This is a genomic window from Sphingomonas sp. CCH15-F11, from assembly GCF_001557005.1.
Lineage (GTDB): Bacteria > Pseudomonadota > Alphaproteobacteria > Sphingomonadales > Sphingomonadaceae > Sphingomonas.
Genome location: NZ_LSKG01000069.1, coordinates 52535 through 76535, shown reverse-complemented (window position 1 = coordinate 76535; position 24001 = coordinate 52535). Strand labels below are relative to the sequence as shown.

At 68.7% G+C, this 24001-nt stretch carries 29 protein-coding genes; 5 read left to right on the top strand and 24 right to left on the bottom strand.

Translation table 11 applies throughout. The annotated features are described in order from the left end of the window. Positions 1-5: 5 nt before the first annotated feature. The 24 genes from AX709_RS06820 to thiS form a co-directional block, all read right to left on the bottom strand. Positions 6-902, bottom strand: a complete 897-nt coding sequence (locus tag AX709_RS06820) for an SPFH domain-containing protein (RefSeq protein WP_066548090.1) — start codon at positions 900-902, stop codon at positions 6-8. Between the two features lie 67 nt (positions 903-969). Next, positions 970-3327, bottom strand: a complete 2358-nt coding sequence (locus AX709_RS06815; RefSeq protein ID WP_066685200.1) for a fimbrial biogenesis outer membrane usher protein — start codon at positions 3325-3327, stop codon at positions 970-972. 22 nt (positions 3328-3349) lie between these two features. Next, a complete protein-coding gene (locus AX709_RS06810; RefSeq protein ID WP_066673164.1) occupies positions 3350-3976 on the bottom strand; it encodes a fimbrial biogenesis chaperone in 627 nt (208 codons plus the stop codon). 190 nt (positions 3977-4166) lie between these two features. Further along, positions 4167-4661: a Csu type fimbrial protein gene (locus AX709_RS06805; protein ID WP_197417154.1), complete on the bottom strand. Its 495-nt coding sequence runs from the start codon at positions 4659-4661 to the stop codon at positions 4167-4169. Between the two features lie 151 nt (positions 4662-4812). Beyond that, positions 4813-5331 carry a peptidoglycan-associated lipoprotein Pal gene (gene pal / locus AX709_RS06800; RefSeq protein WP_066476463.1) on the bottom strand — a complete coding sequence of 173 codons (519 nt, stop codon included), beginning with the start codon at positions 5329-5331 and terminating at the stop codon, positions 4813-4815. Positions 5332-5374: 43 nt separating this feature from the next. Next, positions 5375-6670, bottom strand: coding sequence for a Tol-Pal system beta propeller repeat protein TolB (gene tolB / locus AX709_RS06795; RefSeq protein ID WP_443026189.1), 1296 nt, complete (start codon positions 6668-6670; stop codon positions 5375-5377). A 104-nt stretch (positions 6671-6774) separates the two neighbouring features. Beyond that, a complete protein-coding gene (locus tag AX709_RS06790) occupies positions 6775-7662 on the bottom strand; it encodes a hypothetical protein (RefSeq protein ID WP_066476468.1) in 888 nt (295 codons plus the stop codon). Next, on the bottom strand, positions 7659-8099 hold the full coding sequence (tolR, locus tag AX709_RS06785) for a protein TolR (RefSeq protein ID WP_066476471.1): 441 nt from the start codon (positions 8097-8099) through the stop codon (positions 7659-7661). Before tolR ends, AX709_RS06790 begins: the two co-directional genes overlap by 4 nt. 4 nt (positions 8100-8103) lie before the next feature. Beyond that, positions 8104-8790 (bottom strand): protein TolQ, encoded by a 687-nt coding sequence (gene tolQ / locus AX709_RS06780; RefSeq protein ID WP_066476473.1) that lies wholly within the window; start codon positions 8788-8790, stop codon positions 8104-8106. Next, positions 8790-9248: a tol-pal system-associated acyl-CoA thioesterase gene (ybgC, locus tag AX709_RS06775; RefSeq protein ID WP_066548079.1), complete on the bottom strand. Its 459-nt coding sequence runs from the start codon at positions 9246-9248 to the stop codon at positions 8790-8792. Before ybgC ends, tolQ begins: the two co-directional genes overlap by 1 nt. Before the next feature lie 65 nt (positions 9249-9313). Continuing rightward, complete coding sequence (ruvB, locus tag AX709_RS06770) at positions 9314-10333, bottom strand: Holliday junction branch migration DNA helicase RuvB (protein ID WP_066476477.1); 1020 nt, start codon at positions 10331-10333, stop codon at positions 9314-9316. Further along, the gene (locus tag AX709_RS06765) at positions 10330-10653 is read right to left on the bottom strand and encodes a type II toxin-antitoxin system RelE/ParE family toxin (protein WP_082731661.1); all 324 of its coding nucleotides are present in this window, start codon (positions 10651-10653) and stop codon (positions 10330-10332) included. Before AX709_RS06765 ends, ruvB begins: the two co-directional genes overlap by 4 nt. Further along, positions 10625-10876 carry a ribbon-helix-helix domain-containing protein gene (locus AX709_RS06760; RefSeq protein ID WP_231726181.1) on the bottom strand — a complete coding sequence of 84 codons (252 nt, stop codon included), beginning with the start codon at positions 10874-10876 and terminating at the stop codon, positions 10625-10627. The genes AX709_RS06765 and AX709_RS06760 overlap by 29 nt, the downstream gene beginning before the upstream one ends. 58 nt (positions 10877-10934) lie before the next feature. Then, positions 10935-11537 carry a Holliday junction branch migration protein RuvA gene (ruvA, locus tag AX709_RS06755; protein WP_066548070.1) on the bottom strand — a complete coding sequence of 201 codons (603 nt, stop codon included), beginning with the start codon at positions 11535-11537 and terminating at the stop codon, positions 10935-10937. A 202-nt stretch (positions 11538-11739) separates the two neighbouring features. Then, entirely contained in the window at positions 11740-12372 is a 633-nt protein-coding gene (locus AX709_RS06750) for a tetratricopeptide repeat protein (RefSeq protein ID WP_066548068.1), read from the bottom strand. Positions 12373-12415: 43 nt separating this feature from the next. Further along, positions 12416-12829, bottom strand: a complete 414-nt coding sequence (locus AX709_RS06745; RefSeq protein ID WP_066548065.1) for a cytochrome c-type biogenesis protein — start codon at positions 12827-12829, stop codon at positions 12416-12418. After that, a complete protein-coding gene (locus AX709_RS06740) occupies positions 12826-13353 on the bottom strand; it encodes a DsbE family thiol:disulfide interchange protein (protein WP_066476617.1) in 528 nt (175 codons plus the stop codon). The genes AX709_RS06745 and AX709_RS06740 overlap by 4 nt, the downstream gene beginning before the upstream one ends. Further along, positions 13350-15320, bottom strand: a complete 1971-nt coding sequence (locus tag AX709_RS06735) for a heme lyase CcmF/NrfE family subunit (protein ID WP_066548063.1) — start codon at positions 15318-15320, stop codon at positions 13350-13352. The genes AX709_RS06740 and AX709_RS06735 overlap by 4 nt, the downstream gene beginning before the upstream one ends. Further along, complete coding sequence (gene ccmE / locus AX709_RS06730) at positions 15317-15751, bottom strand: cytochrome c maturation protein CcmE (protein ID WP_066476496.1); 435 nt, start codon at positions 15749-15751, stop codon at positions 15317-15319. The genes AX709_RS06735 and ccmE overlap by 4 nt, the downstream gene beginning before the upstream one ends. After that, positions 15748-15879 carry a hypothetical protein gene (locus tag AX709_RS19300; protein WP_269450176.1) on the bottom strand — a complete coding sequence of 44 codons (132 nt, stop codon included), beginning with the start codon at positions 15877-15879 and terminating at the stop codon, positions 15748-15750. Before AX709_RS19300 ends, ccmE begins: the two co-directional genes overlap by 4 nt. 16 nt (positions 15880-15895) lie before the next feature. Continuing rightward, positions 15896-16636 carry a heme ABC transporter permease CcmC gene (gene ccmC / locus AX709_RS06725; RefSeq protein WP_231726179.1) on the bottom strand — a complete coding sequence of 247 codons (741 nt, stop codon included), beginning with the start codon at positions 16634-16636 and terminating at the stop codon, positions 15896-15898. Positions 16637-16685: 49 nt separating this feature from the next. Further along, positions 16686-17357 carry a spermidine synthase gene (locus tag AX709_RS06720; RefSeq protein WP_066476498.1) on the bottom strand — a complete coding sequence of 224 codons (672 nt, stop codon included), beginning with the start codon at positions 17355-17357 and terminating at the stop codon, positions 16686-16688. A gap of 93 nt (positions 17358-17450) precedes the next feature. Next, entirely contained in the window at positions 17451-17726 is a 276-nt protein-coding gene (locus AX709_RS06715; protein ID WP_066476499.1) for an HU family DNA-binding protein, read from the bottom strand. Between the two features lie 117 nt (positions 17727-17843). Next, the gene (gene thiS, locus AX709_RS06710; protein WP_082731660.1) at positions 17844-18851 is read right to left on the bottom strand and encodes a sulfur carrier protein ThiS; all 1008 of its coding nucleotides are present in this window, start codon (positions 18849-18851) and stop codon (positions 17844-17846) included. 149 nt (positions 18852-19000) lie between these two features. Here thiS and aroQ point away from each other — a divergent pair, with 149 nt between their 5' ends. The 5 genes from aroQ to AX709_RS06685 are packed head-to-tail and all read left to right on the top strand — an operon-like array spanning position 19001 to position 23844. Next, complete coding sequence (gene aroQ / locus AX709_RS06705; RefSeq protein ID WP_066548060.1) at positions 19001-19435, top strand: type II 3-dehydroquinate dehydratase; 435 nt, start codon at positions 19001-19003, stop codon at positions 19433-19435. A 38-nt stretch (positions 19436-19473) separates the two neighbouring features. Next, positions 19474-19971, top strand: a complete 498-nt coding sequence (gene accB / locus AX709_RS06700) for an acetyl-CoA carboxylase biotin carboxyl carrier protein (protein WP_066476511.1) — start codon at positions 19474-19476, stop codon at positions 19969-19971. A gap of 3 nt (positions 19972-19974) precedes the next feature. After that, positions 19975-21336 (top strand): acetyl-CoA carboxylase biotin carboxylase subunit, encoded by a 1362-nt coding sequence (gene accC / locus AX709_RS06695; RefSeq protein WP_066476514.1) that lies wholly within the window; start codon positions 19975-19977, stop codon positions 21334-21336. Positions 21337-21389: 53 nt separating this feature from the next. Further along, a complete protein-coding gene (locus tag AX709_RS06690; protein WP_231727445.1) occupies positions 21390-22352 on the top strand; it encodes an alpha/beta fold hydrolase in 963 nt (320 codons plus the stop codon). A 22-nt stretch (positions 22353-22374) separates the two neighbouring features. Beyond that, a complete protein-coding gene (locus AX709_RS06685) occupies positions 22375-23844 on the top strand; it encodes a phospholipase D-like domain-containing protein (RefSeq protein WP_066548203.1) in 1470 nt (489 codons plus the stop codon). Positions 23845-24001 lie beyond the last annotated feature (157 nt).

Below are 24001 nucleotides of genomic sequence, written 5' to 3'. Positions count from 1 at the left end.
GATGCTTACTGGTACAGCGAACCCGCGTTCACCACCGGCTGGGTGTCGCGCTCCGAACACAGCACGACCATCAGGTTGGACACCATCGCCGCGCGGCGTTCGTCGTCCAGTTCGACCACCTGCTTGCTCGACAGCTGTTCCAGCGCATGTTCGACCATCGACACCGCGCCCTCGACCAGCTTGGCGCGCGCGGCGATGACCGCTTCGGCCTGTTGCCGGCGCAGCATCGCCTGCGCGATTTCCTGCGCATAGGCGAGGTGGGTCAGCCGGCACTCGTCGATCTGGATGCCCGCCATCTCGACGCGTTCCTGCAGCTCGCGGCGCAGTTCGTTGGCGACATGATCGCCGTCGCCGCGCAGCGTCACGCTGTCCGCATCGAAATCGTCATAGGGATAGCGCGACCCGATCGCGCGCACCGCGCTCTCGATCTGGATGTTGATGAACTCGCGATAATCGTCGACGTCGAACAGCGCCTGGGCGGTGTCCGCCACACGCCACACCACGTTCGACGCGATTTCGACCGGATTGCCGCGCAGGTCGTTCACCTTCAGCTTTTCCGACGTGATGTTGTGGATGCGCACCGACACCTTCTTCTTGGACAGCCACGGCCAGGTCCAGCGCAGCCCGGTGGTGCGATCGGTCCCCTGATAATCGCCGAACAGCAGGATCGCCGCCGCCTGATTGGGCTGGAGCAGGTAGAAGCCCGCCAGGACGAAGATCGTAAGCAGCCCGGCGATCACCATGACCGTCACCGCCGGCGCCGGCGCGGCGCGCACCATCGTCGTCGCCCCGACGCTGGCGACGCTCAAGACCAGTGCCACCGCCAGCATGCCATAGCCGCTTCGCGTCGTGATTTCGCGTTCCGACGTCATGCGCAGCGCGCGGTCGTTCGCCGTATTCATGCTTTTGCCTCCCGTTAATGTGATATCACTTTTATATCATGCATCGGTGGCGGGCAAGCCATTTCGGCTAGCGCGGACCCGAACCGCGCGTGTCCGCGATCCGGGGATGGCATGTCCGCACCGCCGGCGTGTCGGCGACAGGATTCGCGCGGCCGTCGAGCGCGACGAAGCAAGTCGACGGACCATAGCGGACGCGCAGTTCAGCATCCGCGAGCGCCGCGTTGATCTCCAGCTCGCCATCGAAACCCACCCGGTAGCGTGCGCCTGAGGGAAAGGCGTAAAGCGCGGTGCCCGGCGGGATCGGGTTGCCGTCCGCATCGCGCAGGACCAGCCGCGCCGCCACATAGCGCTCGACCGCCAGGTCGACCGCGATCACGCCGCGGTCGGGCACCGACGCCACCACACCGGCCTGACGCACCACTGCATCGGGCGGAATGCTCACCGGGTCGATCTCGAACCGTGAGCGAACGAAGGCGGGAACGTTGGCGATCATGGCGGGACGCCGCGCGCTCGCCTCACCGGCGGGACGCCCTTCATGCATCACCCGCACCGCGGTCGGCGAACCGGTCCGCAGGATGGCGATGCCGCCATGGCTGGATGCCGTCGCGAATGCGCTGCCATCGGCGAACACGACGGTGCCGCGTGCGTTCACGCGACCCTGGGCCGTCCCCTCGACCAGGCGCAGTCCGGCCTCGCCGCGCACGCCGTGCCAGCGCCGGGCGACGGCGACCTCGGCCGCATCGACGCCACCCGTCACGGCCTGGACGGCATACCCCCATTCGCCCGGAGCGGTGTCGCCCTGATAGACGCCGGCGGTGGCGAGCGTCCCGCCCTGCGCGGCCAGGACCGATGCGGACACGGTCGTGCGCGGCCCGAAAGCCGCCGACAGCCCAGCCATCGCCGAAAAGCGCCACCCGGCGTCGCGCCGCCCGTCTGCCCGCACATACAGGCTCATCCGGCGCGCCAGCGTCTGGCGATACCCGATCGAAACACCCCGGCTGTTGCGCGGCGGCGCATCGTCAAGCCGGCGGATTCCCGGCCCGCTCCGCTCCGCCACCTGAAGGTCGATCGCGCCCAGGCGACCCAGGTCGAAATCGACGGTCCCGACGACAAAGGCTTCGGGTCGCGGGTCACCCGCCGATCGCGCAAGGTCGGCATAGTCGCCCGATGTGTGTCGCGCCGCGATCCGCCCCGACACCACGGGGCCGATCGATTCGAACGCCGCGCTGAACGCCGCGCCCGATTGCGTCCGGCCCCCGCGCGCCGACCGGCTCGCCTGCGTCCCCAGGCTGAGCGCGCCGAGCCCCCCGATCGTGAGGTGACCGACCCCGCCGATCGAGGCGAAGTCACCGGCAAGCTGTGCGTTGATCTCGCCGGTGATGCGATCGCTCAGGCCGTGGCGCACGACCATGTTGGCGGCGGCACCCCGATAGCGCGGATTGCGGAAGCCATATCCTCTGCGGATCAGGCCGGCCTCGATCGAAAAGTCGGTGCGCCCCGCGGCCAGCGCGTCGCTCAGGCTGTAGACCCGCTGCGTCTGGATCACCTGTCGCCCGGTCACGTCGGTCAGCGCGACGTCGATCCGGTTGCGCCCGGGCACCAGGGGAACGCGGCTGAGCGCGTAATTCCCGCTCACCTGGTCGCGGCGTACCCGCCGATCGTTGAGCAGCAGGTCGAGCGTGGAGGCGACCGCGACCGATCCCGACAGCTCGGCCACCGGCCGGGTGATCAGATCGGGCGCGACGTTGAACCGCGTCCCGAACTGGACGCCCGCCAGCCGCAGCGCGCGGGTCGCCGGGCCTGGCCGCGAAATGAAGTCGCCGATCCGGATGCCCAGCGTGCGATCGGGCCAGAAGGTCGAGAAACTGGTGTCGAGCCGCGCCAGCCGCGTGCCGCCGCCCGGACCCGCCGTGATCGCCCATCCGGTGTCGAGCGCGCTCGGCCCGCGCGCCAGCCTTCCGGCGACCAGACCTGCTGGGCGAACGCCGTCGCGGTCGGCGATCAGGTTGAGATCATAGTCGGCAATCACCGCGACCACCGCCCGCGCCCGCCCCGTCGCCTGCGGTTGCGCCGGCGCGCTCAGGTCGATCTGCTGGACGCGATCGGCGGTCGTAACGATCAGCACCCCGTTCGCACGATCCAGCCGCCACCCCGGCGCGCCCGCGCGCAACAGTACCCCGCCGGGAATCGTTATGCCCGACACCCCGATGCGCCGGGCATCCTCCGCGGCGAGGAGCAGCCCCTCGGGCGTCACCCGGCACGCGACCAGGGTGTCGGTGCGGTCGCCGTCGATCTCGACCTCGACCAGCCACTCGGTCGCTCCGGTCGATCCGCGTTTCAGTTCGAGCGGATTGAGCCTGAACGGATCGTCCCGGTCGGCGGCCGCCGCCGGCCACGCCGCCGCAAAGCCCACCAGTAGCGACACCGGGGACAGGGCGTGCGCAAGCTTAGCCGCACAGGATCGGCTGGGGTGCATCGGAGGAGCCGTCCGCGTTGGCGCGAACGAGCGTCAGCTCCCCCGCCGCGCAACTCGGCACCCGGTCGAGCATGACCGGTAACGCGCTGCCGCCCAGCAGGTAACGCGGCGGCGCGGCCATTGTCGCGACGGTCTGCCCGGCCGCGTTCACGATGCTGCCGGGATAGAGGCGCGCGCTTCGGTCGCCCAGGTTGGCAACGCGCAGCCCCGCTGCGGACAGGGTCCAGCGCAGGCGACTGTCGCGTGCCGCCGGGGCAGCCACGAACACCGGCACGGTGATCCGCAACCGGGTTGCCATGCCTGCGACCGGCGTGGCCTCGGGGGCGGGCAACTCGTCGACGACGACGCGATACCGCTGCTCGGGCACATCGGCGGCGGCGCGCGGCGCAACCCGGAACAGCTGCGTCGCGCCTGGCGCGATCTCGACGATCGCGGGCGTCACGCTCAGGCGATCGGTGCGCGAATAGACGTCGCCCTGCCCGTCCTGCTGCCACTCGAACGCGCGAAGCTGCACCGCGACCGGCCGATCGCCGCCGTTGCGCAGCGTCAGCCGCTGTGCCGGGATTTCCGGGGTCAGGTCGATCCGCAACGGGCTCATCTCCAGGCCCCCCGGCAACGCGGCGCGGGTTGCGGTCGCAACCGTGAGCAGTGCCAGCCCGATCGCCGCCGCCGTCCGGATGCGCCGCGGCCGGCCGGAACCGCGCCGGCGTGATCCGGCAGACCCGTGATCGACCCGCGGCGGGGCACCGCAGGCAATCGTCAAGGGGCGACGCGTTCCCATCGCATGTTCAGAAATTGACCGTCACGGTGACCGTGTCGGTATAGACGCCCGCGGTGACCGGGGTCGCGCTCGCGGGAATGCGCCCATAAGCGGTGAAGGTCGCCAGACCCAGCGGTGCGGTGCCGGGCTGGGTGTTGAGCCCGCTCGTGCTGCCCCACGCCTGGGTGCGTCCCGCGTCGCGATAGATCTGGTACGGCAGATATTCGGTGCCCAGCACGCTGCGCAGGCGGCGCTGCGACGCCTGGGCGTTCTGGCCGTTGTCCATCGCGACCTCGAAATCCGCGTTGGGCGTACAGGTCAGCGTGACCAATGCGGTCGTGTCGCTATCGGTGCCGCCGACGCCACCCAGCGTCCCGAACGCCATCGGCGTCGCCGCGATATTGCAATTCTCCAGCACGGTGGCGGTAACCGCCATCGTCGTGGAGCGCGACTGCGCCAGAACCGGGGTCGCTACCGCCAGCGAAACCGCCGCAAATGCAGTCGATGTAAGACGAAAGAGCATCGGAACCACCATCCCATATTGCCCAGTCAAGTTAATGACTTAGTGTAAAGAGATGATGAAGGGTGTTAACAGTGTCTCGCGAACTGGAACGCGTTTTGACCGCGATGAAAAAGCGCGGCGCAGCGTCGTTTCCCGCTGCGCCGCGTCTGGCTTACTCGACGACGACGGTCACCGCACGGCGGTTCTGCGCCCAGCTCGCTTCGTCCGAGCCGAGTGCCAGCGGGCGTTCCTTGCCATAGCTGATCGTGGTGATTCGCGTGGCCGCGATCCCGCGATTGGCGAGGTAGGTCGCGACCGCATTCGCGCGGCGGTCGCCGAGCGCGAGGTTGTATTCGCGCGTGCCGCGTTCGTCGGCATGACCTTCAATCGTCACGCGGACATTGGGATAGCGCGACAGCCACGCCGCCTGGCTGTCGAGGATGCCGCCGGCGGTCGCGTCGATCTCATACTGGTCGAGCGCAAAATTGACCGTGTCGCTGCGCACAGTCTGGCGGAAATCCTCCGCCGACCCGGGGACGACGGCGTTGCCGACCGGGCCGGTGGTTTCCGGCGTGGTCTGGGCGGGTGCCTCGCCCGCGGCGGGCGGCAGCACGTCGGGACGCTTCTTCGCGCATCCGGCGGTCGCGGCGAGTGCCGCCAGCAGCACCAGCTTGGTCATCGTCTTGGCCATGATCGTTTCTCCTTGTGAGATAGGTTGCGTCGCGCCCGCAGGCTCATTTGCGTAACGGTCCCCAGTCGGGGTCCGATCCATCGAGCGGGGTCGGAATGCGCCGCTCATTGACCCCGGTCAGGTCGACCGACCAAACTTCGGCGCGGCCCGACCCCTGCGCGGTGCGCAGATAGGTGAGGACGCGGCCATTGGGTGACCAGCTCGGTCCCTCGTCGCCCCAAGCGTCGGTCAGGATCTGTTCGTTGCCGCCCGACGGGCTCATCACCCCGATCGAGAATTTGCCGCCACCGACGCGCGTAAACGCGATCAGGTCGCCGCGCGGGCTCCATGCCGGCGTCGCATAGCGCCCGCCGCCAAAGCTGATGCGCTGCTGGTTCGACCCGTCGGCGTTCATCACGTAAAGCTGCTGGCCGCCCGAACGGTCGCTTTCGAACACGATCTTTGACCCGTCCGGCGAATAGGTGCCCGACGTGTCGATTCCGGGCGCGGTGGTCAGCCGCTGCGGCGTGCCGCCGCCGGCGGGCACGCGGTACAGGTCGGTATTGCCCGCCCGCGCCATCGAGAACAGCACATAGCGGCCGTCGGGCGAGAATTTGGGCGCGAAGGCCAGGCTGACATTGGTCACCAGCGCGCTCTGAGCTCGGGTGGCGAGATTGTAGCTATAGATCGTCGGCCGGTCATTCTCGTAGCTCATGAACACAAGGGTGTCGCCCGACGGCGAGAAGCGCGGGTTGAGCACGATCGACTGGCCGTTGGTCAGGAAACGGTGGTTGGCCCCGTCCTGGTCCATCATGGCCAGCCGTTTGATCCGCTTGTTCTTCGGCCCCGTTTCCGAGACATAGACGATGCGGCTGTCGAAATAGGGTCCCTCGCCCGACAGGCGGGTATAGACCGCGTCGGCACATTTGTGCGCGGCGCGCCGCCATTCGGCAGGCTGGACGACGAAGCCCTGGCGGGTCAGTTCGGTGCGGGCGAATACGTCGTAGAGATAGCAGCCGACGGTCAGCGTGCCGTCGCCATTGGCGCGCACGAACCCCTCGATCAGCGCCTGTGCACCCGTCGATCCCCAATAGCCGTAATCGGGCGCGGTCACCTCCGCCATCGTCACGTTGCGCAGGACATTGGGGCCGAGCGGGCGGAACAGGCCGGAATTGCGCAGGTCGTTGGTCACCACCTGCGCCACTTCGCGGCCGAGCGCGTCGGTCGAGCCGGCGGCGGTCGAGGCGACGCTGGGCGTCGGCATCGGCGGGATCGCGATCGGCATCGGTGCGCTGATGCCACCGACGATGTCGACCTCTACCTGGGCAAAGGCTGGCGTGGCAACGACCACACCGAACAAAGCAAGCGCAAGGGCGATCGAATTACGCATCGGGGTCCTCATCCTCTTCGTCGCCGTCGTTAGGGCGTTGAACGGTCGTGATCCAAGTTCGTTTCGCATCGGCATCATTCGGGAAGCCGGTAATTGATAATGATGTCTTCCCAGCCGCCTTCGTAAAGCTCCGCCGGCAGCGTGTAGGGCGCGCACTGGATGAACGCGGCGATCGCGAGTTCGGCGACGCGCTGGGCATAACGCTGGTTGCCGTCATTGACCCCGGTCTGGCCGCGCAGCTCGGGGCGCACCGCCATCGTCCCGTCGGGCTTCATCTGGAGCCGGATGCGCGACCGGATCAGGTTGGCGCCGGGGCCCGGATTGGGGATGCGGTTGGCGCAGGGCTGGACCTGGCGCGCAATCGCGTCGGCCAGGCCCGCGACCGCCTGGGCACCGACATTGGCCGCGCGCGGCGTCTGTGCCTTGCCCGCCGACGGCCGATCGACGATCCCTTTCAGGAAATCGCTGCCCAGCCGGGCCCCGGTCGGTCGCGGGCGCTTTGCTGCCGGATCGCTGCCCGACGCCTTGGCGGTCGTCGTCTTGGGTGCGGGCTTCGCCTCCGCCTTGGCCGGCACCGGCTTGCGCTCCGCCCTGGCGGGGGTCGGCGGCTTGGGGCTGGCCGCAGGCTCGGGCCGGGGCGGCGGCGCGGCCTTGGGTGCGGGCGGGGCAACCGGCTCGGGCTCGGGCAGTGGCCGCACCGGCTCGGCGGGCGCGGCATCCTCGGGCGGGCCGGCATCGGGCGCGATCGAAGTTGCGGGCGCGTCCGCGGTGACCGGGGCGGCGGCCTCCAGCGCCACATCGTCGATCAGCGATACGTCGATCGCCTTGGACTTCAGATTGAGCGGATTGGGGGTTTCGAGGAAGCCGAGCGACAACAGGCCGAACAGCGCGACATGGGCAATCGCGGCGACCGCGATCCCCGCCCATTCCGCGCGCCCGGGACCTGCCGTCGCCGCGCTCACCGCCCGTCCCGGCTCGCGCTGACCAGCGCCACGCGATTGAGCCCGGCGCGGTTGAGCTCGCCCATCACCCCGATCACCCGGCCATAGCCGAGCGAGCGGTCGGCGCGCAGATAGACCTGGGGCGGCTGCCCATCGGGGCCGCCGCGCGCGGCAATTCGCGCCAGCACGTCGGGCAGGATCGCCTCAGTCACCTCGTCCTTGTCGACGAAGATGCGGCCGTCCGCGTCGATCGCGACCTGGACCGGCTGCTGGTCCTGGTCGAGCGCCTTGGCCCGGCTGTCGGGCAGGTTGACCGGCACCCCCGCGGTGAGCAGCGGCGCGGTGACCATGAAGATGATGAGCAGCACCAGCATCACGTCGACCAGCGGGGTGACGTTGATGTCGGCCATCGGCGCGCGCCGCCCCTTCGCCTTGGATGACGGCAGGTTCATCGCCATCGCCCTACCCCTCCAGCGCGCGGCTGAGCTGGGCGTGGAACTTGTCGGCGAAACGGCTCAGCCGTGCCTCGACGCCGTTGATGCGGTGGGCGAAACGATTGTACGCGATCACCGCCGGGATGGCTGCGAACAGGCCGATCGCGGTCGCGAACAGCGCCTCGGCGATCCCCGGTGCGACGACCGCGAGCGACGAGCTCTGTTCCTGCGCGATCGCGGTGAAGCTGCGCATGATCCCCCACACCGTGCCGAACAGGCCGACGAACGGCGCGACCGAACCGACCGTCGCCAGCACGTTCAAGCGATCCGCCAGCGCGTCGATTTCGGCGGCGACGCGCGATCCCATCGCGGTGGCGAGGCGCTCGCGCGTGCCTTCGCGGTCGATCACCTTGCCGCTGGTCGATCGTCGCCATTCATCGACGCCGGCGACGAAAACGCGCTCGATCGCGGTCTCGCCCTTTGAATGAATGCGGTAGAAGGCGTCGATGTCCTCCGCCCGGTCGAAGTCCGCGTCGAAGCGCGCGATCGATTTGCGCACGCCCCCCAGCCGGGTCAGAAAGGCGATGATGATCCCCCATGTCCAGATGCTGGCGGCGAGCAGGCCCAGCATCACCGCCTTCACCACCCAGTCGGCCTGAAGGAACAACGCAAGTGGCGACAGCGTCGCCGGGTCGGCATTCAACGCGAAATCCATCAATTCCCCTTCCAGACCAGCGGCTCGAACGCCGCCACCCATGACGCAGGCTGGCGCCGCGGCCGACCCGATGGCGCGACGAACGCCGCCTCGACCGAGGCGTCGGTCAATATCGTGTCGCCGCGCATGACTCTCTGATGAATGACCACCGAAGCGGCGCGCAGCTGGATCAGCCGGCTGACAACGACCAGCGCGTCGTCCAGTTTCGCGGGCGCGTGGAAGCGCAGCGCCACGTCGCGCACTGCATAGGCGCCCTCGCCCGCCTCATGCGCGGCGCGCTGGTCGACCCCGGCGAGACGCAGCATGTCGGAACGCGCACGCTCCATGAAGCGCAGGTAATTGGCGTGATAGACCACGCCCGACAGGTCGGTATCCTCGAAATAGACGCGCACCGGGTAGCGATGCTCGGTCCCGACGAACCGGCCGCTGACCGGCTGAAGGTCGCAGGCGTCATTCATGCCGGGGCCTTAACCAAGCCGGCGGCGCATGAACAGGGCATCGCCGCCCGACCACGATCGTTTCGTCAGTCGAACAGCCCGTCCTGTCCGCCGGTCGGCGGATCGAGCCCCAGATGCTTCCACGCCGGCCCGTTGAGGCAGCGCCCGCGCGCGGTGCGGGCAATCATGCCGATCTGGATCAGATAGGGCTCGATCACTTCCTCCACCGTGTCGCGCGGTTCGCTCAAGCCCGCCGCCAGCGTCTCCACCCCTACCGGGCCGCCGCGATAAATGTCGGCGATCATCGTGAGGTAGCGCCGGTCCATCGCGTCGAGGCCGAGCGCATCGACCTCCAGCCGGTTGAGCGCGGCATCGGCGGCGCGTGCATCGACGACCTCGTGCCCGGCGGCGTGGGCGAAATCGCGCACCCGGCGGAGCAGCCGCCCGGCGATGCGAGGCGTGCCGCGCGAACGCCGCGCCACTTCGCGCGCACCATCGGCGGCGATGGCGAGTCCGAGCAGCCCGGCGGCGCGGGTGACGACGCGCTCCAGCTCGTCGACCGTGTAGAAATTGAGCCGCACCGGGATGCCGAACCGGTCGCGCAGCGGCGTGGTCAGGAGCCCCTGCCGCGTCGTCGCCCCGACCAGGGTGAAGCGCGGCAGGTCGATCCGCACCGACCGCGCCGACGGCCCCTCGCCGATCATCAGGTCGAGCGCGCGGTCCTCCATCGCCGGATACAGCACTTCCTCGACCGCCGGCGCGAGGCGGTGAATCTCATCGATGAACAGGACGTCGCCGTCCTCGAGATTGGTGAGCAAGGCGGCGAGATCGCCCGATTTGGCGATGACCGGGCCAGAGGTGGCGCGGAACCCGACACCCATCTCGCGCGCGATGATCTGCGCCAGCGTCGTCTTGCCCAGCCCCGGCGGGCCGAAAAACAACACGTGGTCAAGCGCTTCACCGCGGGCTTTCGCGGCAGCGATGAACACGCGCAGATTGTCGCGCGCGCCCTGCTGGCCCACGAAGTCGTCGAGCGCGCGCGGCCGCAGCGCGGCGTCGACATCCTCCGGGCGGCGGGCGGCGGTGAGCAGACGGTCGTCGGTCATTGGCTGCTTCCGACAGTCGACGGCCTGTCTCGAGCGTGATGCAGGACGCGCACCACGAGGATGCCGTCGCCTTCGACACGATAATAAATGCGTTGCGACCGATACTTCACGCTGCGGATCAGATCTCCCAGCGCCGCTTCTGGATGACCCACCTGGGGTTTCGCGGCAATGCGGTCAAACGCCGCAGCCAGGCCGTCGAGATAGTCGCGTGCGAGCTGCGGACCGAAGGCGGTCTTGCTGTAGCTACGGATGTTCCGAATGTCGGCGCGTGCCGCCGCCGTCGTGCGCAAACTAGTCACGAAGATCAGGATCTTGGTCAATCAATTCGCGAACGATATCCCGAGGATCCTGGTCGACAATACCAGATGCCAGCCCCTCCTCAATCATGGCGCGCACCCAGCGCGTATCGGCGTCCGCCGACTCCTGATCGCGGCGAACCAGATCGCGTAGGTAGTCGGCGGCATCAAGATACAGACCGTCGGCGACACGCGCGTTGATCCAGCTTTGCAGGGCCGGCGGAAGCGAAAGGGTCAAGTCGGTCATGACGTGTAACATAGCTGCTTACACGCGACGCGCCAACGTCGTGGTGAGCGGTGCAGGTTCATTTCGCCGCCTTGCGCAGCGCCAGCCGGACGAGCGCGTCGAGGGTCGCAGAGGGACCCAGTTCGTCCTCGGCGGCGCGCACCGCGGCAGCGGCTTCGGCGGGCCTAAAGCCGAGGTTGAGCAGCGCGGACGCGGCATCGGCAGCTGCGCCGGCCGGGGGTGCGGCCGCGGCCCCGGCAACGGCCGGCCCGATCACCAGCCCGCCGGCCTTGTCCTTCAGCTCGCGCACGATGCGTTCGGCAAGCTTCGGCCCGACCCCGTTGGCGCGCGCGACCATCGCCTTGTCCTGACGCGCGACGGCGATGTTGAGCTCATCGGGCGACAGCACCGACAGGATAGCGAGCGACACGCGCGCGCCGACGCCCTGCACCCCGGTCAGCAGTCGGAACCAGTCGCGCTCGCCCGCATCGGCGAAACCGACCAGGCGGATGAAATCCTCCCCCACCAGCATTTCGGTGTGGAGCGTGACGGTCGACCCCACGGGCGGCAGCGCCCCCAGCGTGCGCGCCGACGCGCCGACCAGATAGCCGACGCCGCCGACATCGACCACCGCGCTGTCCAGGCCGGCGCTGGCCAGCACCCCGGTCAGATGCGCGATCATGCGCGCGAAGTTGCGGAAGTTGCGGGCTGTGCGCGCCGATGCTCACACCCGCGCACCCAATCGTTCGGGGCGACAGCGATGTCGGACGGGGCGATGCGGACAACGGTCAAGGCCATGTCCCGGACATAGGCCCAGCGGCCCCGCGTAGGATAGCCCCCTGTAGGTTCGGAAGCCGAAATTAGCGCGCGCAGCAGCGCGTCGCCTATCGTGGCGCGGGGCGCGCCATCATGCCGATGAAGCCGTCGAGCAGGCGCACCCGTTCCTCGATATCGCGGCGATAGGGCGCATCGCGCGGCGACAGCGCCAACGCGCGGGCCCAGGCGGCACGGGCCGCCTCCAGCTCGCCCGCATTGACGAGCGCGAGCCCCAGAAAAAAGGGCGGTCCCGGCTCGCGCGGGGCCAGCCTGACCGCGCGGGCGAAGGCGAAGCTGGCGGCGGGCGACATTTGCTGATTGTCGTTGATCGCATAGGCGGTGCCGAGCGCGGTCCACACCGCGAAATCGTCGGGCGCGCGCTGGACGGCGCGGATCAGCACCGCGACCGCCTCGTCCGGCCGGCCCGCCAGGATTGCGGCATCGGCGGTGCTGAACGCGCCGCGATTGCGCGTGCCGAGAATGGCGGCGCGAAAGGCCACAAGCCCCGGTTCCATCTCCAGCTGCCGCGCCTGGGCCGTACGCGGGCTGTCCGCCAATGTCGGTCGCCCCTGCCACGCGTAGCCCGCGGCGCCGAGCACGAGCGCCGCGGCCAGGATCATCGTCAGCGCACGCGGCGCACCGCACAGCCACAGCAGCGCGCCCGCCGCCAGTGCCAGAACCGCCAGCGCCACCCAGCCCATCAGCGGCAGACCCTGCGCGATACCAACGGAGCCTTGCCCGTCATCAACGCTTCCGCGCCTTGCGCTTGAAGCTGCGCGCGGCGACCGCGACGCCGGCGATCAGCAAGAGGATCGGCGCGATCCACAAGGGCGCGGTCGCCTCCGTCACCGGCGGATCGTAGCTGACATAGTCGCCATAGCGTTCGATCAGCCAGTCGCGCACCTGACCCGCGCTTTCGCCCTGCTGCATCCGCTCGCGGACCAGCGCGCGCATGTCGCCGGCCATTTCCGCGTCGCTGTCGGCGATCGACTGGCCCTGGCAGACCAGGCAGCGCAGCGTTTCCATCAGCGCCTTGGCCTCGCGCTCCTTCGCCCGATCGGCGAGCTGCGTGTCGGCCATGCGCGCGGGCGGCTGGTCCGACTGGGCCAGCGCGGGGCCGGCGACGAGCAGGCTGAGCGCGATGATCGCCCGCCTCACCGCGCCTCCTCCAGCGCCTTGAGCAGCTTTCCGACATCGTCGTCGCGGATGTCGCCGACATGCTGGGCGCGAATCACCCCTTGCCCGTCGATCACGAAGGTCTCCGGCACCCCCGACGAGCCCAGCGACAGCTGGACCTTGCTTTCCCGGTCGTCGCCGATGCGTTGATAGGGATCGCCATGTTCGGCAAGAAAGCGCGCGATCGCCGGTCCCTTGTCGCGGATCGCGATCGCGTCAATGCGCGCGCCCGCCTGTTTAAGCTTCAGCAGCTGTGGTGCCTCCGCGATGCAGGGCACGCACCAGCTGGCGAACACGTTGAGCAGGCGCGGCTCGCCGCCCCGGAACGACGCGCTCGACAGGCCGGGCTTGCCCGGTGCAATCGGGGGCAGGTCGAACGCCGGCAGCGGCTTTCCGACCATCGCCGAGCGCACGATCGGGTCGGCGGGGGCAAGCAAGCCACGCAGCGCCACCGCGACGAGCAGCACGAAGACGAGCAGCGGAAGCCAGATGAGCAGCCGCCTCACGCCCAGGCCTCCTGCCGGGCCTGACGCCGGGTGCCGCGCCGCTCGCGCCACAAGCGGCCGATCAGGGCGAGCAGGCCGCCCAGCCCGATCATCGCGCCGCCCAGCCAGATGAGCGTCACATACGGTTTCCACCATAGCCGGAGCTGCACGCGGCCCGCACCGTCGAGCTGGCCGAGCACGGTATAGAGCTGGCCGTCGGCGACGGTCAGGATCGCGGCCTCGCTCGTCACCGTCGGCGGGGCAGAGAAGAACCGGCTCTGCGGCCCCATCACGAACGGGGTGCCGTCGCCGCGCTGGACACGCAGACGCCCCTCCAGTGCCGACCAGTTGGGGCCGATCGCCGGCGCGATGCCGATCAGCGTGACCGCATAGGGCCCGACCCGGGTCGTCTCGCCCGGGCGCACTGCGACCAGCCGCTCGACGGTGAAGGCGCGCTCGCTCGCCATGCCCGCGATCGACACCGCGACCCCCAGATGGGCCAGGATCATGCCATAGGTGAACAGCGGCACGCGGGCCAGGTCGCGGCGGAACAGCGGCAGCACGCTCGCCACCGCCAGCCCGGCCGCGAGCGCCAGCCCCAGGATCGGGAACGGCCCGGCACCCGGCGCGGCGATCAGCAGCACGACGCCCGCCACCGCCGCGACCCCGGCGGGGATGACCACCCGGCGCAGCGCCGCGCCGCCATCGTCGCGCCGCCAGCGCAGCATCGGCCCGACCGCCATGCCTACCATCAGCGCGAGCGCGATCGGCCCGGTCGTCTTGTTGAAGAAGGGCGGACCGACCGACAATTGCGTACCCATCGCCTGCGCCACGATCGGATAGAGCGTGCCGATCAGCACGATGCCCAGGATGACCGAGAGCAACAGGTTGTTGAAGACCAGCCCGCCTTCGCGGCTGACCAGCTCGAACGTCGCGCCCTGGCGCACGCTGCCGATGCGCAGGCCGAACAAGGCGAGCGCGCCGCCGATATAGATGGCGAGCAGCGCGAGGATGAAGCTGCCGCGCTCGGGGTCGACGGCAAAGGCGTGGACACTGGTCAGGATGCCCGATCGCACCAGGAAGGTGCCGATCATCGACATCGAAAAGGCGATGACCGCGAGCATGATCGTCCACGACCTGAGACCGTCGCGCGCGGCCAGCACATTGACCGAATGGAGCAATGCGGTTGCGGCCAGCCAAGGCATCAGCGACGCGTTCTCGACCGGGTCCCAGAACCACCAGCCGCCCCAGCCGAGCTCGTAATAGGCCCAGTAGCTGCCCGCGGTGATGCCGAGCGTCAGGAAAATCCACGCGCCAAGCACCCACGGGCGCATCGCGCGCGCAAAGGCCGGGCCGACATCGCGCATTACCAGCGCGCCGACCGCGAAGGAAAAGGCGACCGACAGGCCGACATAGCCGAAATAGAGCGTCGGCGGGTGAAAGGCGAGGCCGGGGTCCTGGAGCAGCGGGTTCAGCCCCTGCCCCTCGGGCGCCGCCGGGTTGAGCCGTGCAAAGGGGTTGGAGGCGATCAGCAGGAACGCGTAGAAGCCGAGCGCGATGAACGCCTGCGCGCCGATCGTCGCGACCAGCGTCGCTTCGCCGAGCCGCCGTTCGATGAGCGCGATGCCCGCCCCCGCGAGCGCCAGCACCGTCACCCACAGCAGCATCGAGCCTTCGTGGTTCCCCCACGCGCCCGCGATCTTGTAGATAAGCGGCTTGGCCGAATGGCTGTTGGTCGCGACCAGCAGCACCGACATGTCGGAGCGCACGAACAGCGTGATGAGCAGCACGAAGGCAAGCGCCGCCAGCGCGCCCTGGACGATGGCGACCGGGCGCACGCCCGCGATCAGCTGCGCCGCGGTTTCGCGCCGGTCGTCGCGGTCGCCGGCAATGTGCGCGAGGCGAAGCCCGAGCACGCTGAGCACGAATTGCAGCAGCGCCAGGGCTGCGGCGAGCCACAGCGCCGCCAGACCGGCTTCGGCGATCATTGCTTCAGCGTCTCGGCGGCGGCCATCTTGCCCGCCATTTCCGGGGGCATGTAACGCTCGTCATGCTTGGCGAGCAGATTGTCGGCGGCAAAGCTGCCGTCGGGGCGGAACTGACCCTCGGCGACCACGCCCGATTTCTCCTTGAACAGGTCGGGGGCGATGCCGCTGAAGGTGACGGGCACCCGCGCCTTGCCGTCGGTGACGGTAAAAGCGATCGACACGCCGTCGGGCTGGCGGCGGATCGATCCCGCCTCGACCATCCCGCCCAGCCGCACCGCGCGACCGACCGGCGGCGATTTGCCGACGACGTCGCCGGGGGCATAGAAGAACGCGGCCTCGTCCTTGAGCGCGGAAAGCGCCAGCGCGCTCGCCCCCATTACCGCCGTCACGCCCAGCGCGACCAGGACCAGCCGTTGATGCTTCGCCTTCATCGCCGCGTCTTCACCTCATCGGCCGCGCGTTCGGCGCGGCGCATCGTCACATAGCTGAGCAGCAGGATCGCGCCAGCCCCGCCAAAGGTCACGGCATAGGCCGCGATCACGAAGGCCCATTGATTCATTTCGATGCCGCCCGCCTCATGCCGCGGCCATCCGCCGCATCCGCGCCTCGACCCGGCCGGTCGCCAGGATGGCGCGCATCCGCATCAAGACGATGCCCGCGAACAACAGGGTGAAGCCCGAGAGCGTGAAGCCAAGCGGCCACAGGATCTCGCTCGCGATCGTGTTCTTCGTCAGCGTCAGGCTCTGGCCCTGGTGCAGCGTGTTCCACCACACCACCGAGTAACGGATGACGGGCAGCAGCGCCGAACCGGCGATCCCGAACAGCGCGGGGATGCGCCCGTCGCCGCCGCGGTCCTGATCGGCGCGGGCAAGCGCGATATAGGCAAGGTAGATGAAGAACAGCAGCAGCATCGACGTCAGCCGCCCGTCCCATTGCCACCAAGTCCCCCAGGTCGGCCGTCCCCAGATCGATCCGGTGGCAAGGCAGATCGCGGCGAACAGCGCGCCCGGCACCGCGCACGCCCGGGCCGACACCGTCGCCAGCGGGTGGCGCCAGATCAGATAGGCGATGCTCGACACCGCGATTCCCGACCATCCGGCCATGCCCAGCCAGGCGGCGGGAACGTGGATATAGAGGATTCGAACCGTTTCGCCCTGCAGATAGTCGGGCGGCGTCCGGGTCAATCCGGCCCACACGCCGAACAGGGTGAGCGCCAGCCCCGCCCAGACGAGCAGGGGAGTCAGCGGCCGCGCGATCTTCAGGAAACGGGCAGGATTGGCGAGCGCGTGGATCACGATGGCGCGAACATAGGCCAATTCGCGCGCGAATCCACTAGGTCATTGGGCCAGCGCGGCAGAGAACGGATCACCGCCGGGTTGCGAACCAGATGACGTGGCGCGGGCCCTTGCCATTCTCCCGCGCGCGCACCGCCTGTTCGTCGACCGCAAACCCGCTGTCGGTGAGCCGGCGGGCAAAGACATTGTCGGGCGCCGCCGACCAGATTGCGAGCACCCCGCCCGGCGCCAGCGCCGCGCGCGCCGACGCCAGTCCGCGCATCGAATAGAGCGAATCATTGGCGGCGCGGGTCAGGCCGTCGGGGCCGTTGTCGACATCGAGCAGGATCGCGTCATAGGCTCCGCGCGCCGCCGTGATGACACGCCCGACATCGCCGTCGATCAGGGTCACGCGCGGATCGTCGAGGCAACCGGCGGTCAGCGCCGCCATCGGCCCGCGTGCCCATGCGATGATGCCGGGCACCAGCTCGGCGACATCGACCCGCGCGCCCGCCCCCAGTTCGGCGAGCGCGGCGCGCAGCGTGAAGCCCATGCCATAACCGCCGATCAGCAGCCGCGCCGCGGCCCGGTCGCGCAGCCGCGCGCAGGTCATCGTCGCCAGCGCGATCTCCGACCCGCGCATCCGCGTGCTCATCAATTCGTTGCGGTCGAGCACGATCATATAGTCGTCGCCGCGCCGGAACAGCCGGAGCGGTTCGCCGCCGGGCACGTCGGCGGTACCGATCAATTCACGCGGGACCATGGACGCGGCGCTCTCCGGAAATGACACCGCCCCCGGCACCGTCGGGTACCGGGGGCGGCGAATTGGACCCGGTCATGCCGGGATCGACAAGGATCAGCCGTTCAGCTTGTCCTTGACCGCCTTGGCCGGCGCAAAGGTCAGCTTCTTCGACGCTGCGATCTGGATCGTCGCGCCGGTCGACGGGTTGCGACCTTCGCGCGCCGCGCTTTCCTTGACCTTGAACTTGCCAAAGCCGTTGAGCGAGATTTCCTCGCCCTTGGCGGCCGCATCGGCAATGGCGGCGAACACGCCATCGACCAGCTTCTTGGCGTCGGTCTTGGTCAGACCATGATCACCGGCAAGACGGTCGGCGAGATCGGCATTATTCATAGATTCTAGCCCTTCTGTGCAAATTGCCGTGCCCGTGTAATTGCGATCCGCAACAGCGTCCACTGGTCAGAACGCCCAAAAATGGGTTGATTGGACCGAAACCGCGTCGATTGGGGGTCAAATCAGCCCGGCGAGCGGGCTGGACGGGTCGGCATAGCGCCGCTGCGCCATCCGGCCGGCGCGATACGCGAATCGGCCGCTCTCGACGGCGAGGCGCATTGCCCGCGCCATCAGCACCGGGTCCTTGGCCTCGGCGATCGCGGTGTTCATCAACACGCCGTCGCAGCCCAGTTCCATCGCCACCGCCGCGTCCGACGCCGTGCCGACGCCCGCGTCGACCAGCACCGGCACCTTCGCGCCCTCGACGATCAGGCGGATCGTCACCCGGTTCTGGATGCCCAGCCCCGACCCGATCGGCGCGCCCAGCGGCATGATCGCGACCGCACCGGCTTCCTCCAGCTGCTTCGCCGCGATCGGATCGTCGGTGCAATAGACCATCGGCTTGAAGCCTTCGCGCACGAGCACTTCGGTCGCCTTCAGCGTTTCGCGCATGTCGGGATAGAGTGTCCGCGCCTCGCCCAGCACCTCCAGCTTGACCAGGTCCCATCCCCCCGCCTCGCGCGCCAGCCGCAGCGTGCGCACTGCGCTGTCGGCGTCGAAGCAGCCGGCAGTGTTGGGCAGATAGGTGACCTTTTTAGGGTCGATATAGTCGGTCAGCATCGGCGCATTGGGGTCACTGACATTGACCCGGCGCACCGCGACGGTGACGATCTCTGCCCCCGATGCCTCGACCGCGGCGGCGTTCTGGGCGAAATCCTTGTACTTGCCGGTGCCGACGATCAGCCGAGATTGGAACGTCCGGCCCGCGACCGTCCAGCTGTCCTCCTCCACCCGTGTGCCATGATCGCCGCCGCCCACGAAATGGACGATCTCCAGCTCGTCGCCGTCGTCGATCACGACATCGGCCAGCGTCGATCGCGGCACGATCTCCAGGTTGCGCTCGACCGCGACCTTTTCGGGGACGAGCCCCAGCTCGCGCGTCAGCGCGGCGATGGTCGTGCCGGCGCGCACCCGGCGGTGCTCGCCATTGACGGTAATGGTGACGGTGCCGTCCAAGTGAGCCAAGACGCTATATCTCCGGTCGTCCCGAGCGCGGTCGAGGGACGCTGAACTTGAAGGCCGTGTCCCGACTGCGCTCGACACGAACGGTTTTGGTAAACCCGACAGGGGCGGATATAGGCCTGGCCCAACGCATCGCAACCGAAAGCCCGATCATGCCCGAAACGGTGTTCGTCCTGAACGGCCCCAACCTCAACCTGCTCGGCACGCGCGAGCCCGACGTCTACGGGGCCGACACGCTGGACGACATCGCGGGGATGCTGGAGGATCGCGCCCGCGTGCTCGACCTGGCGATCGACATGCGCCAGTCGAATCATGAAGGCCATCTGATCGACTGGATCCACGAGGCGCAGGCGACGGGCGCGCGCGCGGTGATCCTCAACCCCGGCGGCTTTACCCATACGTCGGTCGCGCTGCTTGATGCGATCAAGTCGGTGACGACGCCGGTGATCGAGGTGCACCTGTCCAACCCGCACGCGCGCGAATCCTTTCGCCACCGCAGCCTGATCGGGCGGGGCGTGCACGGAACGATCGCCGGTTTCGGCGCGCAATCCTATGTGCTCGCGCTTGAAGCGGCGGCGCGCATCTGACAAAGCGCCGCACTTGATCATAACGAACAGAGGGTCGAATGACCGAAAAACAGGGTGACTCGTCGAGCGGCGGCGGGGCGATGCGGGTCGATGTCGACCTCGTGCGCCAGCTGGCCGGCGTACTCGACGAAACGCAGCTGACCGAAATCGAGGTGCAGGACGGCGAGCGCAAGGTGCGCGTCGCCCGCACCGTTACCGCCGCACCGGCGATGATGGCCGCGCCGATCGCCGCCGCGCCGCAGGCCCCGGCCACGTCGTCCGCGCCTGCCGCACCGGCGGCGCCCGCCCCCGCCGCACCGGCCGCCAATGCGGTCAAGTCGCCGATGGTCGGCACCGTCTATCTCGCGGCCGAGCCGGGGGCCAAGCCGTTCATCGCGACCGGCCAGAAGGTCGCCGCCGGCGATACGCTGGTGATTATTGAGGCGATGAAGGTGATGAACCGCATCACCGCGACCGCCGCCGGCACCGTCGGCGCGATCCTGGTCGACAATGGCCAGCCGGTCGAATTCGATCAACCGCTGGTCGTGATCGAGTAACGGATGGCCCAGATCAAGAAGCTGCTGATCGCCAATCGCGGTGAAATCGCGCTGCGCATCCACCGCGCCTGCCATGAAATGGGGATCAAGACGGTGGCGGTGCATTCGACCGCGGATGCCGATGCCATGCACGTCCGGCTGGCCGACGAGGCGATCTGCATCGGCCCGGCCCCGGCCGCGCAGAGCTATCTCAACATCCCCAACATCATCTCGGCCGCCGAAATCTCGGGCGCGGACGCGATCCATCCCGGCTACGGCTTCCTCAGCGAGAACGCGAAGTTCGCCGAGATCGTCGAGCTGCACAACATCGTCTTCGTCGGGCCCAAGCCCGAACATATCCGCATCATGGGCGACAAGGTTGAAGCCAAGCGCACCGCCGGCGCGCTGGGCCTGCCGCTGGTGCCCGGATCCGACGGCGCGATCGGCGACCTGGCGGAGGCCAAGCGGATTGCCGCCGAAATCGGCTATCCGGTGCTGATCAAGGCTGCATCGGGTGGCGGCGGGCGCGGCATGAAGGTGGTGCCCGACGAGAGCCAGCTCGAAACGCTGATGCAGCAGGCGGGAAGCGAGGCGAAGGCGGCGTTCGGCGACGACACCGTCTATATGGAGAAATATCTCGGCAATCCGCGCCATATCGAGTTCCAGATCTTTGGCGACGGCAACGGCAATGCCATCCATCTGGGCGAGCGCGACTGTTCGCTGCAGCGCCGCCACCAGAAGGTGCTGGAGGAAGCCCCCTCGCCCGTGCTGAGCCATGCCGAGCGCGAGCGGATGGGCGGCATCGTCGCGCGCGCCATGGCCGACATGGGCTATCGCGGCGCGGGCACGATCGAGTTCCTGTGGGAAAATGGCGAGTTCTACTTCATCGAAATGAACACCCGCCTGCAGGTCGAGCATCCGGTGACCGAGGCGATCACCGGGGTCGACCTGGTCCGCGAACAGATCCGCGTGGCGGAAGGCCATCCGCTGTCGGTGCGCCAGGAAGAGATCGAGTTTCGCGGCCACGCGATCGAATGCAGGATCAATGCCGAGGACCCGCGCACCTTTGCGCCGTCGCCCGGGCTGGTGAAGTATTTCCACGCCCCCGGCGGGATGCATGTCCGCGTCGATAGCGGGCTGTATGCCGGTTACAGGATCCCGCCCTATTACGACAGCATGGTCGCCAAGCTGATCGTTTATGGCCGCACGCGCGAGGGTTGCATCCTGCGGCTGAAGCGCGCGCTCGAGGAATTCGTGATCGAAGGGGTCAGGACGACGATCCCGCTGCATCAGGCGCTGCTCGAGGACGCCGAGTTCAAATCGGGCGACTACACGATCAAGTGGCTCGAACAATGGCTGGAACGCGACGCGGAGGACGCCGCATAGCTCCCACCCTGCCCCCGATCCGGCGGATGCGCAGGCCGGGGCGGCGGCGACCCGTGTGGCGGTTCGCGTTGCTGGCGCTGCTGGCCGTCGCCGCGATCGGCTTTGCAATCGGCTACACCCCCGATACCGACCCGGCGGCAATGCGCGCGAAATACGCGCCCGCGCCGTCGCGTTTCGTCGATGTCGGCGGCGGGCTGACCGTCCATCTGCGCGATACCGGGCCGCGCGACGCCCCTGTGCTGATGCTGCTGCACGGATCGAACGCGTCGCTCCACACCTGGGAACCCTGGGCGACGCGGCTGCAGGCGCGCTATCGCGTCATCCGCTTCGACCAGATCGGCCATGGCCTGACCGGCCCCAATCCTGCCGGTGACTATGCGCCCGCCGCCTTTGTCGACACGGTCGAGCGGGTGCGCCGCACGCTCGGCATCGCGCATATGGCGGTGGCGGGCAATTCGATGGGCGGCGGCGTCGCGTGGCGCTATGCGCTCGCGCATCCCGACCGGGTGAGCGCGCTGATCCTGGTCGATTCGGTCGGCCAGCCCGACCCGCAGGGCGGCGAGGCCCCGATCGCCTTTCGCGTCGCGCGCATGCCGGTGATTCGCAATCTGGCGACTTCGATCACGCCGCGCAGCCTGATCGCCGACAGCCTGCCTGCGGCCTATGCCGACCCGCGGCGCGCGACCGACGAGCTGATCGATCGTTATTGGGAGCTGCTACGCTATCCCGGCAACCGGGCCGCAACGATCGAGCGGTTTGCGATCCCGCCCGACGATGCCACCGACGCGGCGCTCGCCCGCGTCGCCGCGCCGACGCTGATCCTGTGGGGCGCGCAGGATCGGTTGATCCCCGCGTCGTCCGGGCGGTGGCTGGCGGCGCGCATCCCGAAGGCGAAGCTGATCGTCTATCCCGGCATTGGCCACATCCCGATGGAGGAGGCGGCCGATCGCAGCGCCGCTGACGCAGCGCGATTCCTCGACGGAACCGTTGCGCCTCCGGATCATTCGGGTAGCTGACGGCGGCATGGAGGAGGCGCGCGTGGCCGAAAACGACCCCCATGCGCTCGATCCCGGCCGCAACTGCTGGCGGATCGCGCGCGCGACGCGCGCAACCGTGATCGTCGATGCCGAGCAGTATTTCCGCCACGTTCGCTCTGCGATGCGTCAGGCCCGGCAACAGATTCTGCTGGTCGGATGGGATTTCGACGCGCGGATCAAGCTGGTCCACGAACATGACGACGATGCCCCGGCCGAAGTCGGGCCGTTCATCGACTGGCTGGTCGCCCGCAATCCCGCGCTTCAGGTGCATATTCTGCGCTGGGACACCGGCGCGCTGAAGAGCTTCTTTCAGCCGACCACGCTGATGACGCTGATCCGCTGGTGGCGGCACCCGCGCATCCATGTGAAGCTCGACGCCTTTCACCCCGCAGGTGCGTCGCACCACCAGAAGATCGTGGTGATCGACGATCGCCTCGCCTTTTGCGGCGGCATCGACATGACGGTCGACCGCTGGGACACGCGCGATCATCGCGACGACGAGCCGCGCCGGCGCGAGCCCGACGGCACGCCCTATGGCCCGTGGCACGATGCGACCACCGCGCTGTCGGGGCCGGTCGCGGGCGCGCTGGGCGAATTGTGCCGCGATCGCTGGGCGCGCGCGGGCGGCGCGCCGATGGCGGCGCCGGAAACGGCGGAAGAATGCTGGCCCGAGGGTCTGGCGACGATGTTCACCGATGCCGATGTCGCGATTTCGCGCTCTTCCCCGACCATGCCCGATCTGGACGCGGTGACCGAGATCGAGGCGCTCTATGTCGACCTGATCGCGCGCGCCGAACGCCATGTCTATGCCGAGAGCCAGTATTTCGCCTCACGCAAGGTGGCCGAGGCGATCGCGCGCCGGCTGGACGAACCCGATCCGCCCGAGTTCGTCATCGTCAACCCGGTCAAGGCCGACGGCTGGCTCGAGCCGATTGCGATGGACACCGCACGCGCGCGCCTGTTCCAGGCGTTGAAGCAGCGCGACCATGCCAACCGGCTGCGCATCTATCACCCGGTCACCACGGCGGGCACGCCGATCTATGTCCATGCCAAGGTGACGATCATCGACGACAGCGTGCTGCGCGTCGGTTCATCCAATTTCAACAACCGCTCGATGCGGCTCGACACCGAATGCGACGTGACGATCGACGCGACATTGCCCGGCAATGCGGACGAGGAAGTGACGATCGCGGGCATCCGCAATGACCTGATCGCCGAACATCTGGGCTGCGACCCGGTGACGGTCGCGCGCACGGTGATGGCCACGGGATCGCTGATTGCCACGATCGACGCCCTGCGCCGCCCGGGGCGAACGCTGATCGATTACGAGATCCCGGACCTGACGGCGGTCGAGGAATGGCTGGCCGACAACAAGATCCTTGATCCCGAAGGCCCCGAGGAGATGTTTGAAAGCCTGGCCAAGCGCGATCTGCTCAGGCGCCTGAGACGACGGGGGCGCCGGCGTAACTGATTCTATAGGAACGATAACCAGAGCGGCAGCGATCGATTGGCCTCACGCCGCCACCTGCCCCGTCACCCCGGCATTGTGCCGGAGCCCTCTTTGCAGCCCGCTTTGCCCTCACGAACCGGAGGCCGACGCCTCGCCGCACCGTGGACCCCGGCGCAAG